We start from the raw sequence: 15,500 nt of genomic DNA, 5'->3' as shown, positions 1-15,500 counted from the left end.
GGCTAGTCTGCAAGAGGACGGCGGTTGTTTAATCAGCTATCATCCCTGACATTTTCATAGAACAGTTAACCTGACATTTTCACAGACGCTTGACAGCAAAAAGATCATCCAAGCTTTTTTGACATCTTCCCTTCCATTTTATGCAGAAAGCTGCACAGTGTTCTCCGACCGCACGGACAGGGCATTCAGGCCCTATTCGCCCACCAGCGGAACCCCCTGCTCCAGGATGGTCATGGGATTGATCCACACATCGTTGATCGTAAAGGAGAAGTGCAGATGCGGTCCCGTTGAGAAGCCGGTGGAACCCACGGTCCCGATAACATCGCCTTTTTTCACGACATCCCCGGTTTTGACATACAGATCTTTCATATGGTAATGCCACGATTTGAGACCATAACCGTGTTCGATGATGATGGTATTCCCGGTCTCTATCAGGTAATCCGCGATGAGCACCCGGCCGTTGTTGGTGGCCACAATGGGCGTTCCCTCGTCATGGCCGATGTCCAGCCCGTTATGCCTGTAGGATGTGGGGGAACCATTCACATAGCGCCGCTTCCCGAAATCCTGAGGCGAGATCCGCCCGCCTTCCACCGGCAGGATGAACTCACCCTCCCAGTACCGCACCGGATCGGACACTGGCTTCAGCGGATAGAGCTTTTCCCTGATTTCAACGGCGCTTTTCTCATTCCTGGTGGACGCGGCCACGGCCGGATCGATTCGCATGTGCTGGACGGCAAACTCCTTGGGCCTGACCCGCACGCTGAACTCCTGGCTGGTATCCCCCGAAGATACCTTCACCGCAAAGGACCGGTTCTCCTGGTGGTAATAGCTCACCGGCAGCAGCACGATCCTGGTGTTGCCCTCCTGGAAGGTCTTGGGTCTGAAATCAATTTCGGTTTCTATGTCAAGCGCCTCGTTGGGCTGGATGTTGGAAGCCCGGATGACCACAAGTTCTCCCGGATCGATCTCCTCGGCCGATATTTCAAAGCGCACGGGGTAATCGGCAGCCAGTACAAACTCATAGGTCGCCTTCCCGTAAAAATCCCGGTTTTCGGCCTGGTTCCATTCCAGCTGCATGATGCAGTTGTACAGGCCATCCTCATTCAGCAGGGCGGCGATGTTCTCCGGCCGGCTGGTGCTCAGGATCAGGTCGTTGTTCCTGTAAACAAACAGGTAAAAGGCATCCGGGGGCATTTCAAAATCATATTCCAGGACCGAATCCTTGCCGATCTCAAAGCTGTAATAGCTGTTTCCTTTCAGGTAGTCGGTCTTGATGGGATGGAACCGGCTGTCGACTTTTTTCACATGCCACTCATAATCCGCGGGCAGAATGGCGGTGTCCGTCCCGTCCAGTTTCAGCGCAACACGGGGCGGCCTGTTGTTCTCGTAAAGGGTATCAAAGATGGCATCGCTGAGGATTTTCTCCATATACTCGGTATCCACCCTGCGGATACCGGATTCGGTCTCCACATAAAGCCCCTTCTTTTCCAGGTCCCTGTCCACATACAGGGTATAGCGCCTGGTACCGTCCCTGAGCGCAATGTCCATACCATAGGTCTTCAGGTTTTGCCCCATCTGTTTCCTGTCTATCGGGCGGGCGGAATTGACGGCATCCACATACAGTGAAAAAGCATTCCGGTCGGAAACAATGGAGGTATTGCCCAAGGGATCCATGAGCGTGATCCCGGCGATGTCGGCCAGCTTCAGCACGGGCTTTGGCACCGCAATGAGGATGAACGCGGCGATCAGGACCATCAGGACAAGGATGATCGCCCGGGTGCCGTACCGGCGCAACCCCAGCTTTTTAGCCGTTTTCTGGGACTTATCCATTTTGCAACCCCCTCATTACTCCTTACTTCTATTCTATCATCAGAACCCTTTGTTTTAGAATGGGAATGCAAAACATCAAGGGCCTGCCGGAAAAAGCCCGTTCCTGCGCCATGAACGCTTCATGACGCGGCTTTTTCCTGCAGACCCTGCACTTTCCGTGTACCCGGAGGCTTCCCATATCCGGCGTTATGCGCATACGCATACGCCACCATCGCCGTCGTGTCGTAATGCAGAGGTAGCTTCGCCGTATAAGCCGGCCTTAATATGCCCTTCCCCAAATCACCATATGCCGGGCTTCCTCGCCGCAGCAAAGGCATTTGTCGCCGACCTTCTCCTGTTCAAAGGGGATGCACCGGGCCGTGGCGGCGGTCCTTTCCTTGACCTTGTCCTCGCAGGCCTGATCACCGCACCACATGGCCTTGATAAAGCCCTGCTTCTCATTGATGATCCGCTCAAATTCGTCAAGGTCCTTCGCGATGAAGGTCCTTTCCTCCCTGAGCCTCAGCGCCTTGTTGTAAAGGGACTGCTGTATCTCGTCCATCAGTTTCGGGATGACGGTTTCTAACTCATCCATGCTGACGAAGATCTTCTCCCGGTTCTCCCGCTTTACCAGGACAACCTGGTTCTTCTCGATGTCCTTGGGACCGACCTCCAGCCGCAGCGGAACGCCGCGCATCTCATGCTCGCTGAACTTCCATCCAGGCATCTTGTCGGAGTCGTCCACCTTCACGCGGCATACCTTTGAGAGCCGTTCCTTAAGCTCATAAGCCTTGTCCAGGACGCCTTCCACATGCTGCTGGACAGGAATGATGATGAGCTGAACGGGCGCCACTTTAGGCGGCAGAACCAGACCCGAGTCATCGCCGTGAACCATGATCAGAGCGCCGATGAGGCGGGTGGTCACGCCCCAGGAGGTCTGGTGGGCATACTTGAGCTGGTTGTCCCTGTCCAGGTACTGGATGCCGAAGGCGCGGGCAAAGCCATCCCCGAAGTTGTGGGATGTACCCGACTGAAGGGCCTTGCCGTCATGCATCAGGCTCTCGATGGTATAGGTGGCCTTGGCTCCCGCGAACTTTTCCTTTTCGGTCTTCTTTCCCTTGATGACCGGGATGGCCAGGAAATCCTCGCAGAATGAGGCATAGACGTTCAGCATGCGGAGGGTTTCCTCTTCGGCCTCCTCAGCGGTGGCATGGACCGTGTGGCCCTCCTGCCACAGGAATTCGACGGTTCTCAAAAACGGGCGTGTGGTTTTTTCCCAGCGCACCACCGAGCACCACTGGTTGTAGAGCTTGGGCAGATCCCTGTAGGATTGGATGATGTTCTTGTAATGGTCGCAGAACAGGGTCTCCGAGGTAGGCCTTACACAAAGCCGCTCGGTGAGCGGTTCGCTGCCGCCGTGGGTGACCCAGGCCACTTCCGGGGCAAAGCCCTCCACATGGTCCTTCTCCTTCTGGAGCAGGCTCTCGGGGATGAACATGGGCATGTACACGTTTTCATGCCCGGTTTCCTTGAAGCGCCTGTCCAGCTCCTTCTGGATGAGTTCCCAGATGGCATAGCCGTAGGGGCGGATGATCATGCAGCCGCGCACGCTGGAATAGTCCACCAGATCCGCCTTCTTGATGATATCGGTATACCACTGGGCAAAATCCTCCTCCATGGAGGTAATGGCTTCAACAAACTTCTTTTCCTTGGCCATATCGCAATCTCCCTTTCAAATCAGATTCTTCCCTATAAATAAGGCATAACGCCGGTATCTCCCTATTCAAGACAATGCCCGGTCCCGGGTTTTCCTATCCATTCCAGGACGGCGCCGACGGCGCTTTCCACAGGCAAGGCTGACGCGCTGTCCTCATGCCTGAGCTTGAATTCAACCAGGCCTTCCAAGGCCTTTTTCCCCACATTGATGCGGATGGGTATGCCTATCAGATCGGCATCCTTGAATTTTACGCCGGCCCGCTCGTTGCGGTCGTCCAGGAGCACCTCCACGTGGTGCTTTTTCAGCTCCTGATAGAGGTATTCTGCCGTTTGGGCCTGTTTTTCATCCAGCACGTTGACCGGGACGATGATCACCTGCCAGGGCGCAACGCTCATGGGCCACAGGATGCCGTTCTCGTCATGATGCTGTTCGATGATGGCCGCCATGGCCCGGCTGACGCCTATGCCGTAGCAGCCCATGACCATGGGATGCGCCTTGCCCGTTTCATCCAGGTAACTGCAACCCAGCGCTTCTGAGTATTTGGTGCCGAGCTTGAAAATATGCCCCACTTCAATGCCGCGTCCAAACGCCAACTCCGCACCGCAGCAGGGGCACGGGTCGTCCCCGGCGATCATCCGGATATCGGCGAAATCCGCCTCAAAGTCCCGGTGGGGCACAACATGTCTTAAGTGGTAACCGGTCCTGTTGGCGCCGACGATGAGGCTTGCCTTGTGTTCCAGTTCCAGGTCGGCAACAATTCTGACGGGAAGGCCCACCGGCCCGGCAAACCCGATCTCGGCCCCGGTAACAGACCGAACGCTTTCTTCATCGGCCATCTCCAGGCTGCCTGCGCCAAGGTAAGCCATGAGTTTTGTCTCATTGATCTCACGATCGCCCCGCACCATGGCTGCCACAAGGGTTCCGTCGGCCTTATACAGGATGGTCTTGGCCAGATCGGTTTCCCGGCAGCCCAAAAACGCTGTTACTTCCCTGATGGTTCTCGCATCGGGGGTAGCCACCGCTTCGGGCATGAGCGGGTCAGCTGCTTCCGTTCCCGATGGCGCAACACACGAAACTTTTTCGATGCTGGCGGCATATCCGCATGATGGGCACTGGATGATCTCGGATTCACCAACCTCGGACCTGACCATAAACTCCTGGGAGCCCGAGCCGCCCATGGCGCCGGTATCCGCATCGATGATGATGCAATCCAGCCCCAGACGTTTGAAGATACGCCTGTAGGCCTGGCTCATGGCCTGGTAGGATGCATCCAGCCCGTTTTCATCCCGATCGAAGCTGTAGGCATCCTTCATGAGAAATTCCCGGGAACGCATGACGCCAAAGCGGGGTCTGATCTCGTCCCTGTACTTGGTTTGGATCTGGTAGAGGATCAGGGGCAGATCCCGGTAAGAACGGGCACAATCCCGGACTGCCGCCGTAAAGGCTTCTTCATGGGTAGGACCCAGGCAGAAATCCCTCTGATTTCTGTCCCTGAGCCGGAACATCTCCTCTCCGAACACATCCCAACGGCCGGATTCCCGGTAGCACTCGGCAGGCAGGAGCGCGGGCATTAAAAGCTCCTGGGCCCCGGCAGCGTCCATCTCCTCACGGATGATGTTCTCAATCTTCCTGAGCACGCGATAGCCCAGGGGCATATAGGCGTAAATCCCCGCAGCCTGTTTCCTGATGAGCCCGGCGCGCATCATGAGCTGGTGGCTGACAACTTCAGCATCGGAAGGCGTTTCCCTCATGGTCTGGAAAAACAAACGCGACAACCTCATGTATCTTCACTCTCCTTCAGGATAGCCACGGGCATTTCATCCGTCCTTGACGGATACCCGGCTGCCGGTTCAAATCCGCTAATTAAAAAATCCGTCCCAAACATCGGGACGGACTGAATATCCGCGGTACCACCCTCATTGATATGGAACATGTCCATATCCGGCTCGTCGAGTCTTTATCGGGACTCATGCGCAGACCTCATCGGCCTGTGTCTCGGGGGTGGGACGAAGTTCAGCTTTCAGGAGCCTTTCACCAGGTGCGCTCCCTCGCTGGGAAAGCATCGGCTTCTCATTCCCGTCATCGACTGCCATATTTATGCCTATTATATCCGTCGGCCTTCAGGGTGTCAATATTGGAACGGTGCTGAATAGAGTTCGATATCCCTGTAAAAGGCGCTGTTCACAAATTTCTGGTACTGCTCCCTGGCGTTCAGGAAGGCTTCATACCGGGCATCCAGTTCCTTGCGCTCCGCCCGGCCCAGCTCGTAAAGCACCAGGGCACGCCTTAAGTCGAGGGCCTTGATGATGTAGTTCTGTTCCAGCATCTGACCTTTGATGCGGATGATCATGTTGTGGAATTCAACGTTCTGGATGGTTTCATCGGTATTGCCGATGGCATTGAGTTCTTCTTCGGTCAGAAGGCCGCCTTCCTTCACCAGCGCCGTCATATCCGAAAAGCTTTCAAGGGCGGATTTGATCTTGTCCAGGGTCTGCAACCCCCTGTCAACCGAATAGCTGCCATTCAGGGGCCCCTGCTGCGTATAGGCCTGCCGGCCGCTCATGAAGCTGATGGCCTTTTCCAGTTCGCCGTAATAGCTTTCAGTTTCCTGTTTCCTGGAAACCTGATCCCTGACAAACCGCTCATCCTGGCGAAGCTCTTCGATCAGGCTGTCCTTGACGGCGATCTCTTCCTTCAGCTTGATAACCGTCTCTTCCAGGCTGGCGATCTGGGCTTTATAGCCCTCTATTTCAGCAGATATGCCGGTATTCGGCTCCTCGCCGCAGGAAGCAAGGACAAGGCATATCCCGATTGAAGCAATGATGGCTGCTGCTTTTCTCATACCATTCACCCCTGTCCTACCTACTGTTGTTATTATAGACTTCTATAGTCCCGGTCAGGTTCATTTTATTGCCAAGCGGCAGTCTTGACAAGTATAGGAGGATAAATTACAGTTGTTATATAACAAGTGTTATATAAAGGTGGTTACCCATGCCTCCAAAGATCCTCTTTCCAAGGGAAGAAATTGAAAACGCCGCATTCAAGCTGTTTGCATCAGGCGGTATCAGGAATGTGTCCGTAAGGAAGATCGCCTCTCTCCTTGGCTCATCCACCGCTCCCATCTATTCCAACTTCAGCAGCATGGATGAAATCAATAAGGTCCTCACCGAAAAAGCCCTTGGGCTGCTGCTGAACTATACCGGCAGGAAATATACGGAAGACCCCTTTCTGAACATTGGTGTCGGCCTGCTCATCTTCGCCAGGGAGAATAAAGTACTCTACCGCTCACTGTTCCTTGAATCCAACAGGTTCCAGGAGGTCTTTGACAGATTGTATGAGGAAAATCTCGTCAGGATGAAGCAGGATGAAAGCCTGTCCGTGTTCAACGAGGATGAGCTTCGCTCCATCCTTGACAAAATGACTTTTTTCACTCTGGGACTTGCTGCACATCTGTGCGCCGGCTATCTCAAGGACACATCGGACGAGTGGTTCATCAAAACCCTGTACGACATGGGAGATGATGTATTGAGAGCAACCGCTCATAAGAAAGGAAAGCCTGGGTGCACAACGCCGGAAGGAGGACACAGCCGTGAAACGCATCACCATCGTTAACGGCATCCAGGAAGATGTTACAGGCTTTGAGAAATCCCTGGACAGAATGATGGAAAGACTGAGGAACAGAATGGTGTTTGAGTGCTTCAGGCTTCGGGAGATGAACATCAGCTACTGTTGCGGCTGCCTGGGCTGCTGGGTCAAATCCCCCGGTAAATGCCTGTACAAGGACGACATGGTTTCCATCCTCAAAAGCGTGATCCGCTCAGACCTGGTTATCCTCATTTCTCCAGTCGTTATGGGCTTTGTCAGTCCATTGATCAAAAAGGCCACCGACAGGTTCATTCCGCTGATACATCCCTATATCACCATTGTCAGAGGGGAATGCCACCATAAAAAGCGCTATGGCAGATACCCGTATTTAGGCCTCGTTCTGGTGGACAAAGAGTCAGACTCCATGAATGATTCGGAGTTGATCACAGCGGTTTACAAAAGAGCCGCACTCAATTTGCGGAGCCGGCTGCTTTTCACAGTCTGTTCCAATGGAAGCACGGAGGGTCTGGAACATGAAATTGACGATTTTTAACGGCTCTCCCAGGGGAGAAAACAGCAATACATCCATTCATCAAATGGCTGGAGGAAGGCATCCTAAGCCGGGAAGGCTGTTCTTTGGAAATTTTTCGCCTCAACAGGACGGAGGAGCATGACAACTATGCGGCAAGATTCGGCGCCAGTGATGGCATCATTCTGGTTTTCCCGCTTTACACCGACGCCATGCCCGGCATCGTGATGGCTTTTATTGAAAAGCTGTCGCCATGGATCGGCAGGATGAAGGGAAAAAGACTCGGTTTCATCATCCATTCCGGTTTTCCCGAACCGGCTCACTCACGGTATATCCAGCGCTATCTGGAATGGCTGTGCAGCAAATTCCAGGCCGAATATGCCGGAACCTGCGTGATGGGAGGATCAGAGGGACTACGTTATATGAATGAAGGCTCTATGGATAACAAACGCCTGCTGTTCAACCGGTTGGGCCATGATTTCATCAGCCGGGGCCGGTTCAGCCCCGACACCCTGAAGCGTATTGCAGGAAAAGAAAAGCTGCCTGTCGCCATGCGCTTCTGGTTCCGCCTGACCGGATTCTCCAATGCATACTGGGACATGCTGCTGAAAAAGAACCACGCTTATGACACCAGGTTTGCACGGCCCTACAGCGTGGAGTAAAATGCTGATGCGCACAAGCCATCAATGTTTGCACCGTGAACCATTTAAAACAAAAAAGCATGGACAGAATGGGGGTAGCAATGATGGACAGGATTCTGGCCTGCCCGGTCTGCGGCGGTCACCTTAAATCGGACGGAAAAACGCTCGAATGCAAAAAGGGGCATACCTTCGACTGGGCTGCCAAAGGATATGCCAATCTTCTGCTCAGCCAGGACAAGAGCAGCAAAAACCCGGGCGACAGCAAAGAGATGGTGAAGGCCAGGCGGCGCTTCTTTGAAGAAGGATATTACAGTCCGCTGGCCTCTGCTTTGGCGGGAGCAGTACTGGAACAGCTCCGCGGAATGGCTCGGGATCCGTTGGTTATCCTGGATGCCGGCTGCGGGGAGGGATACTATACCCGAATGGTGGGCGAGTCCCTGCGCCAGGCGGGCCTTCAGGCCAGCATGCTCGGCATGGATATCTCCCGGGAAGCCATCCGGCTGGCGGCAGGCTATAAAGAAGCCCGGTTCTTTGTGGCCTCCCTGTTCAAGCTCCCCCTTGCGGATAACAGTGTGGATTTGATCATCAATTGTTTTGCCCCGGCCTGTGACCGGGAGTTCAGCCGGGTGCTCAAACCCAACGGCCGTCTGATCACCGTTTTCCCCGGCCGTGAGCATCTGTTCTCCTTAAAATCTATCCTCTACGATAACCCCTATGAAAACGACGAAAAAGGACCCGAACTTCCGTCATTCCAGGTCCTTGAAACCAAGAAGGTAACCCATGCGATCACCATAGAGGGCAATGAACGGGTGTTGGATCTGCTGGCCATGACGCCATACTTCTGGCGCACGCCGGAAGCCGGTATCAACCGGCTCAAAGCGGTGGAAACCCTGACAACCACCATTGATTTCATCATCCAGGTGAGCGGCCTGAAATAGATCAATTCATATGGACACTTCCCGGAAAACAATGACCGCCGGCAGGACAGCATCCAGGCCGGCGGTCTTATAAATTCCTTTATAGTTCCTCAAGCTCTTTGAGCCACAGGGTGGGCGACATATCGCTGGGCATGCGCCAGTCACCCCTTGGCGAGAGGCTGATGCTTCCCACCTTGGGCCCGTCGGGCAGGCAGGAGCGCTTGAACTGCTGCGAGAAGAACCGTTTATAGAAAACCTTGAGCCATGCCAAAAGCTGCTCCCTGGAATAGGTGCCGCTGAAGGCCTGCTCGGCGAGCCTGAGCACCTTGGCAGGGGGCGCACCCCATCTCACCACATGATAGAGGAAGAAATCATGCGCTTCATAGGGCCCCAGGAGTTCCTCGGTCTTCTGTTCAATAGTCCCGCTGCCGGACGGCGGCAGGAGTTCGGGGCTGATGGGCGTATCAATGATATCCAGCAGAATGCCCCTGATAGCCTCATCGGCTTCATTTTCGGCATACCATTGGAGGATATAGCGGATCAGGGTTTTGGGGACACCCGCATTGACGGCGTACATGCACATGTGATCCCCGTTGTAGGTACACCAGCCAAGGGCCAGCTCGGACATGTCCCCGGTGCCCACCACCAGGCCGTTGTGCTTGTTGGCCAGGTCCATCAGGATCTGCGTGCGCTCCCTGGCCTGGACATTCTCGTAGGTGGTGTCATGGATGTCCGGATCATGGCCGATGTCCTTAAAATGCTGCAGGCAAGCCTCCCGGATATTGATCTCCCTGAGCTCGGCGCCAACCCCCTTGATCAGCTGAACCGCATTGTTATAGGTCCTGCCGGTTGTCCCGAAGCCCGGCATGGTGACGGCTATAATCTGGCTGGCGGGAAGTCCGAGCCGCTGCATGGCCCGCACGGTCACGATCAGGGCCAGGGTGGAATCCAGGCCGCCGGATACGCCGATGACCGGCCGCGACAGCCCGGTACGCCGTATCCTGGTCATAAGGCCGCTGGTCTGTATGGACAGGACCTCCCGGCAGCGTTCATCCCGCTGGCTCCTGTCGGACGGCACGAAGGGATGCCTTTCAATCCGGCGCTGCAGGGTATCCCGCCGGACAGGATTAGCCTTGAAGGCAATCCTTCTGTACCGGGAAGCGTTGCGCCCGGCCCGGTAGGTCCCGAGGCTTGCCCGGTAGGACAGAAGGCCGATAACGTCGATATCATAGGAGATGAGTTCGCTGGAATCCAGGAACCTTTCCGACTGGGCCGCAAGAATACCGTTCTCGGCGATGATGTTGTGGCCGCCGAAAACCAGGTCTGTGGTGGATTCCCCGATATTGCTGGAGGCATAGACATAGCCTGCCACACAACGGGCGGACTGGCTCTCCACGAGGCTTGTCCGGTAGGCGGCCTTGCCCACCCGCTCGTTGCTGGCCGAAGGGTTGAAGATCAGCACAGCGCCGGCCTGGGCCAGATAGCCGCTCGGCGGGACGGGAACCCAAAGATCCTCGCATATCTCAATGCCAAAGCCCAGGTTATCATTATCCTCACAGACAAAGAGCAAATCGTTGCCAATGGGAACTGCTTTTCCGCCAATATGGATATCAGGGGTTTCAAGCTCTTCCGCTCCGGAGAACCACCGGTGCTCGACGAACTCGTTATAGCCCGGGATGTATGTCTTGGCAACAAGGCCCAGGACAGCACCGTCCTGGATGACCGCGGCACAGTTGTACAACCTGCCCTTGACATTGAGGGGAAGCCCCACCATCACCACCATAAGGGATCCCCGGGTCTTTTCAGCAATTTCCTGAAGGGCTTTCACAGCACTGTCCTGCAGGATGGTCTGCCTGAATATATCGGCACAGGTATAGCCCGTAATGCACAGTTCAGGGAAGACCAGGAACTCAATCTGCTGCGCTTCGGCACGCCGGATCATCTCGATGATCCGATCCTTATTGAAATCGCAGTCCCCAACCCGCATCTCCGGTGAAGCGGCGGCGACTCTCACAAAACCGTATCTATCCATTATCTGCACCTGCCTTCGATCGCGTTTCGTTCCGGGTACAGGCAACTGTCAAACTACCGGCCCCGAAAAGCACGGGAAATGGTCAGCCGTCCCGGCCATTGCCGGCTCTACGGCTTAGCATGGCCCAAAACCATGGATGCCATCCTATGATTGAATCTTATCAGAACGGCAAGGAAAAAAAAAGTAGCGTTCAGGCCGGAATGCAAAAAGCCCCAGGCGAATGCCTGAGGCTCATCTGGAGCGGGTGAAGGGAATCGAACCCTCGCGACCAGCTTGGAAGGCTGGGGTTCTACCACTGAACTACACCCGCAGGCTTTAATGCGTCCGTTCGCGACGCATTGTTAATTATACAGAAACTGTTCCCCGCTTGTCAAGAGACTTTGCCCGTCCGGTAAAATTTTATAAACAGGTTCCTGTCATCGATGGCGGCATACCGTCCGGTCACGACGTCATGCCGGCAAGTTCCTTAAGGAGCGTGGGATCCGCATGCAGTTCCTTGACCAAATCCTCGCAGGCCTTGTATTTGGTCCGGTTGAAGCCTGAAACCCGGGTCGCCCGGATGAGCAGGTTCTTGGGCGTGTCCAGCGGCGATACATATTCCACGGCCGACACCTTGTAGCCAAAGGCCTCCAGGATCATGCACCTGAGCCCGTCGGTGAGGACATCGGCCATCCTGGCCTTTAAAACGCCCTGTTTCAGGATCTCCCTGAAGGGTTCATACCGGTACTGGGACAAAAGCTCGCTGTGGCAGCAGGGCACCGCCACAATCCCCCTCGCCCTGCTCCGTATGCCGTAGGCCAGCGCATAATCGGTGGCGGTATCACAGGCGTGAAGGCTGACCACCAGATCGGGCTCAATGGCTCCCACGCCCTCTTCCTCATAGATGAGCTGCCGGATATCCCCTTTCACAAAGTTCATGTTCCGGTATCCCAGGCGCTTTGCAATCCCGCGGGATGCCTGGATGACGCCCTCGGAGATGTCGATCCCGGTAAACCGGCAGTTGATCTTCAGAACATCCTTGATATAGTAATTGAGGACAAAGGACAGGTAAGACTTACCGCAGGCGCAGTCCACGATCCTGAGCTCGCTCTTTCCCCTGGCCAGTTCCCGGATCATGGGATCCAACAGCTCGACAAAGTGGTCGATCTGGTTGTATTTCCGGATCATATCGTTTTTGATCTTGCCGTTTTCAGCCATGATGCCGATTTCCTTGAGCAGGGCATCCGCCTTGCCCACCTTGATCCAGTATTCCCTGCCGGAGATGGAGCCGGCCTCGGCATGTCCCTGGAACAATTGTTCCAGGTCCTCCTCCAACTGCCGGGTCTTCATGGTCACATTCCCGCCGTCGGCTTCAAGGATCAGTGTCTCCCCGCGGAAGCTGCACTTCAGCCGTACCGCGTCAAACTTTTCCGCATACCCGGCAATGAGCTCGGGAAGCGCCTCGGGCTCTGCCTGGACCTTGTTCCCTTCAAAACGGATTTCCAGTACCCCACCGGCGGGCTTCGCCGAAAGGGGAAAGAATTTGGCGCCGGACTTGAAATCCCCCTCGATGGCCTTGAAATAATCCATTTCCTCCGAAATCCTGCAGGCCAGTCCCTGCAGCATGAGTCTCAGTTTATTCAGGGTTTGCCTTTCCATGACCATCCCGTCCTTTCCTGTTCATTCCGCCCCGATGAGCGCCTTCTCGCTGTCGGTGAGTTCCCTGTACTCCCCGGGCTCTAACGACTCGTCCAATGCCAGTTCTCCCATCTTCAGACGCTTAAGATAAACCACTTCGGCTCCCACCGCTTTAAACATGCGCTTCACCTGGTGAAACTTCCCTTCATAGACCACCACATGCGCGATGACCGGATCCCTGCTGATAAACCGCAGTTCGGCCGGCAGGGCGGTGAACTCGCTGTTGATGACCACGCCTTCCCTGAAGGCAGTGACGGCCGCTTCGCCAGGGTATCGGTCCAGGTGGGCCTCATAGAGCTTGGGCACGTGCTTTTTGGGAGATAACAGGTTATGGGCCAGGCGGCCGTTGTTGGTGATGAGCAAAAGCCCTTCCGTATCCTTATCCAGCCGTCCCACGGGGAAAACCTCCATCCGGCGGTATTTTTCGGGCAGCAGATCCAGCACCGTTCGGGCCTGTCTGTCCGATGTGGCCGTGAGGATCCCTTTCGGCTTATTCATCATGAGGTAAACATACCGGCTGTGGCGGACCGGCACATCATCAAATGTGACCTGGTTTTTCTCCGGATCCACATGGAAGCCCGGATCGGTGCAAACCGTCCCGTCCACTTTTACACGGCCCTTCCTGATATAAGCCTTGAGTTCGCTCCTTGAAGCGATCCCCTGTTCCTTGAGAAACCTGTCCAGGCGCATGCTTCCCATCACTGCATCCTCCAGCTCTTCGGGTACAAGTTCTTGAGCGTGCCGCCCTCCTGCTTGCCCCATCCCAGCGGAAAGCCGTCCACGCAGACCACCGCATACCCCTTTTCGCCGTCATGGAAAAGGGTCTCCCCCTTGAGATAGCGGACAACCCTGTGATCCGCCAAAGGAAGGTTCAGAACCCGCCTGAAATTCTCCATCCTCATGGCCATTGCCAGGGACCCGGAAGGTTCAAAGCGTCCTTTTCGGAACTCTCCCAGGTAGAGGCCCGCCTTTTCCCACCTCAGGCCGGGAACCTCCGGCAGGTCGGATGGCAGCCTGTAAAGGCTCCCGTCCCGCACATGGAAAACGCCGTCCAGGCAGGTGTTCATGTTTTCCTGCTCAAAGGCCTTGAAGGCTTCCAGAGCGCGTTCGGCCTCCTTTCCGGTGCATGCGGTTTCGCCCGGGGCAGGTTGATCCGCATCGGGGGCTGCGGAAAGCGTTCTCCTCCGGTGATCCTCCTCCTCAAGATTACCCGGTTTTTTCAGCAGGAATACAAAATGCCCTTCCCCTTTGGCCTTATGGGGCCAAAGCCTGAGCCCGGCACTGAACTTTTCCCTGTCATCCCCCGACCATTCGCCCCTGGAACGCTCCCAGCCCGGAAAGTCCGGGATCCTCTGCGGTTCGAGATGGTATTCCTTCACAAAGAAAGCCATGTTCCGCTCGTTCTCGTCCGGGTTGAAGGTACAGGTGGAGTAAACCAGCATACCGCCTGGTTTCAGCATGGCATAGGCCTGCTCAAAGATAGCCCGCTGCATGGCCACGCATTCTTCGCTCTTATATCGGGAATAGCTCTGGATGGCCTCCCTGTCCTTCCGAAACATTCCTTCCCCGGAGCAGGGAACATCCAGCAGGATCCTGTCAAAGAATTCAGGGAAGACGCGGGCCAGTCTCTCCGGCGTCTCATTGGTCACCAGCGCATTTGAAATGCCCATCAGTTCCACGTTCTTGACCAGCGCCTTGACACGTTTCGGGCTGATATCGTTGGATACGATGAGCCCGGCATTCCGCATCATGCAGGCCAACTGCGTCGTTTTGCCGCCGGGCGCCGCGCACAGGTCCAGCACACGCTCTCCCGGCTCCGGGGACAGGACCCGCGCAGGCATCATGGCGCTGGGCTCCTGGATATAAAAGAGCCCGGCGTGGTAATAGGGGTGCTTTCCCGGAGCCAGGTCTTCAAAATAATAGCCTTCCGGAACCCAGGGTACAGGCGTGAGTTTTTCGCCAAACAGCCTTTCAAACATGGGCGGATCGATTTTCAGCGTGTTCAGGCGCAGGCCGGCAACACGCTTCTCGTCAAAAGCATTTATGAAAAGCGCGTATTCTTCCGCATCCATTAATCCCCTGAACTTTTTTTCAAAATATTCTGGCAATTCCATTTATTTAGGCTCCCCACATGGTATATAATGATGTTATGGAAAGTCCTGCAATGGCGCATGGAGGTCAAATGACGCTAAATAAATTCAGCGTTTCAGCCCATCTTGATTTCACTCCGGAAAGCATCGATTCCTTCATCAATATCTGTGAAGGCTTAATTGCGCATATTACTGACGATGCCGGCGCCAGGTACTTTCTGAAAAACGCCGTGGATGAGCTCACCGTCAACGCCATGGAACACGGGTACCTCAGGCAGCCCGGCGAGATCACGGTGAGCATCGAACGCCAGGAAGGCAAGATATACCTGGAGATAGCCGATCAAGGCGTCGGCATCGACCCTTCCGCGGTCAGGATGGACCGGGAAGCCCGAACCGAGGAGGACTTAATATAATGCCCCCCATTGTCAAGACAATTTTTCAGCTTTTCTAAGTTAGATTCTCCTTTCTTTAAATTTCCATATTTTACATTTATTTACTATGTC

General features: G+C 55.1%; 13 protein-coding genes and 1 tRNA gene. 5 read left to right on the top strand and 9 right to left on the bottom strand.

Features of this window, described 5'->3' with window-relative positions; genetic code table 11:
- Window positions 1–192: 192 nt before the first annotated feature.
- The 4 genes from F3H12_RS13615 to F3H12_RS11970 all read right to left on the bottom strand — a co-directional run bounded on the left by F3H12_RS13615 (window position 193) and on the right by F3H12_RS11970 (window position 6,368).
- A complete protein-coding gene (locus tag F3H12_RS13615) occupies window positions 193–1,830 on the bottom strand; it encodes a M23 family metallopeptidase (protein WP_149679554.1) in 1,638 nt (545 codons plus the stop codon).
- Between the two features lie 259 nt (window positions 1,831–2,089).
- Entirely contained in the window at window positions 2,090–3,526 is a 1,437-nt protein-coding gene (gene proS, locus F3H12_RS11980) for a proline--tRNA ligase (RefSeq protein WP_149679553.1), read from the bottom strand.
- A gap of 62 nt (window positions 3,527–3,588) precedes the next feature.
- Entirely contained in the window at window positions 3,589–5,307 is a 1,719-nt protein-coding gene (locus F3H12_RS11975; protein ID WP_149679552.1) for a proline--tRNA ligase, read from the bottom strand.
- A 347-nt stretch (window positions 5,308–5,654) separates the two neighbouring features.
- Window positions 5,655–6,368 carry a hypothetical protein gene (locus F3H12_RS11970; protein ID WP_149679551.1) on the bottom strand — a complete coding sequence of 238 codons (714 nt, stop codon included), beginning with the start codon at window positions 6,366–6,368 and terminating at the stop codon, window positions 5,655–5,657.
- A 149-nt stretch (window positions 6,369–6,517) separates the two neighbouring features.
- On the opposite strand from F3H12_RS11970, the gene F3H12_RS11965 reads away from it, so the two are divergent.
- The 4 genes from F3H12_RS11965 to F3H12_RS11950 all read left to right on the top strand — a co-directional run bounded on the left by F3H12_RS11965 (window position 6,518) and on the right by F3H12_RS11950 (window position 9,219).
- The gene (locus F3H12_RS11965; RefSeq protein ID WP_149679550.1) at window positions 6,518–7,138 is read left to right on the top strand and encodes a TetR/AcrR family transcriptional regulator; all 621 of its coding nucleotides are present in this window, start codon (window positions 6,518–6,520) and stop codon (window positions 7,136–7,138) included.
- Window positions 7,116–7,664: a flavodoxin family protein gene (locus F3H12_RS11960; RefSeq protein WP_149679549.1), complete on the top strand. Its 549-nt coding sequence runs from the start codon at window positions 7,116–7,118 to the stop codon at window positions 7,662–7,664. The genes F3H12_RS11965 and F3H12_RS11960 overlap by 23 nt, the downstream gene beginning before the upstream one ends.
- 83 nt (window positions 7,665–7,747) lie before the next feature.
- Window positions 7,748–8,302, top strand: a complete 555-nt coding sequence (locus F3H12_RS11955) for a flavodoxin family protein (protein ID WP_149679548.1) — start codon at window positions 7,748–7,750, stop codon at window positions 8,300–8,302.
- 80 nt (window positions 8,303–8,382) lie between these two features.
- A complete protein-coding gene (locus tag F3H12_RS11950; protein ID WP_188118524.1) occupies window positions 8,383–9,219 on the top strand; it encodes a putative RNA methyltransferase in 837 nt (278 codons plus the stop codon).
- A 79-nt stretch (window positions 9,220–9,298) separates the two neighbouring features.
- On the opposite strand, the gene F3H12_RS11945 is transcribed toward F3H12_RS11950, so the two are convergent.
- From F3H12_RS11945 to F3H12_RS11925, 5 genes are all read right to left on the bottom strand, one after another.
- Window positions 9,299–11,230: an NAD(+) synthase gene (locus tag F3H12_RS11945; RefSeq protein ID WP_149679546.1), complete on the bottom strand. Its 1,932-nt coding sequence runs from the start codon at window positions 11,228–11,230 to the stop codon at window positions 9,299–9,301.
- A gap of 236 nt (window positions 11,231–11,466) precedes the next feature.
- Window positions 11,467–11,540 (bottom strand) — tRNA-Gly (locus F3H12_RS11940).
- Between the two features lie 131 nt (window positions 11,541–11,671).
- Complete coding sequence (locus tag F3H12_RS11935) at window positions 11,672–12,868, bottom strand: class I SAM-dependent methyltransferase (protein ID WP_149679545.1); 1,197 nt, start codon at window positions 12,866–12,868, stop codon at window positions 11,672–11,674.
- Between the two features lie 21 nt (window positions 12,869–12,889).
- The gene (locus tag F3H12_RS11930; protein ID WP_207706848.1) at window positions 12,890–13,606 is read right to left on the bottom strand and encodes a pseudouridine synthase; all 717 of its coding nucleotides are present in this window, start codon (window positions 13,604–13,606) and stop codon (window positions 12,890–12,892) included.
- Window positions 13,606–15,021 carry an RsmF rRNA methyltransferase first C-terminal domain-containing protein gene (locus F3H12_RS11925; protein WP_149679544.1) on the bottom strand — a complete coding sequence of 472 codons (1,416 nt, stop codon included), beginning with the start codon at window positions 15,019–15,021 and terminating at the stop codon, window positions 13,606–13,608. The genes F3H12_RS11930 and F3H12_RS11925 overlap by 1 nt, the downstream gene beginning before the upstream one ends.
- 68 nt (window positions 15,022–15,089) lie before the next feature.
- On the opposite strand from F3H12_RS11925, the gene F3H12_RS11920 reads away from it, so the two are divergent.
- Entirely contained in the window at window positions 15,090–15,410 is a 321-nt protein-coding gene (locus F3H12_RS11920; RefSeq protein WP_188118523.1) for an ATP-binding protein, read from the top strand.
- Window positions 15,411–15,500 lie beyond the last annotated feature (90 nt).

This window comes from Thermoclostridium caenicola (assembly GCF_900142095.1).
Classification (GTDB): Bacteria; Bacillota; Clostridia; order DSM-8532; family DSM-8532; genus Thermoclostridium_A; species Thermoclostridium_A caenicola.
The sequence above is the reverse complement of the archived record's forward strand: the minus strand, read 5'-3'. Positions and strand labels throughout refer to the sequence as shown.

Coding starts and splice junctions, on each gene's coding strand:
- F3H12_RS13615 (WP_149679554.1), bottom strand. CDS start 1,830: ATGGATAAGTCCCAGAAAACGGCTAAAAAGCTGGGGTTGCGCCGGTAC.
- proS (WP_149679553.1), bottom strand. CDS start 3,526: ATGGCCAAGGAAAAGAAGTTTGTTGAAGCCATTACCTCCATGGAGGAG.
- F3H12_RS11975 (WP_149679552.1), bottom strand. CDS start 5,307: ATGAGGTTGTCGCGTTTGTTTTTCCAGACCATGAGGGAAACGCCTTCC.
- F3H12_RS11970 (WP_149679551.1), bottom strand. CDS start 6,368: ATGAGAAAAGCAGCAGCCATCATTGCTTCAATCGGGATATGCCTTGTC.
- F3H12_RS11965 (WP_149679550.1), top strand. CDS start 6,518: ATGCCTCCAAAGATCCTCTTTCCAAGGGAAGAAATTGAAAACGCCGCA.
- F3H12_RS11950 (WP_188118524.1), top strand. CDS start 8,383: ATGATGGACAGGATTCTGGCCTGCCCGGTCTGCGGCGGTCACCTTAAA.
- F3H12_RS11945 (WP_149679546.1), bottom strand. CDS start 11,230: ATGGATAGATACGGTTTTGTGAGAGTCGCCGCCGCTTCACCGGAGATG.
- F3H12_RS11935 (WP_149679545.1), bottom strand. CDS start 12,868: ATGGAAAGGCAAACCCTGAATAAACTGAGACTCATGCTGCAGGGACTG.
- F3H12_RS11930 (WP_207706848.1), bottom strand. CDS start 13,606: ATGGGAAGCATGCGCCTGGACAGGTTTCTCAAGGAACAGGGGATCGCT.
- F3H12_RS11925 (WP_149679544.1), bottom strand. CDS start 15,021: ATGGAATTGCCAGAATATTTTGAAAAAAAGTTCAGGGGATTAATGGAT.
- F3H12_RS11920 (WP_188118523.1), top strand. CDS start 15,090: ATGACGCTAAATAAATTCAGCGTTTCAGCCCATCTTGATTTCACTCCG.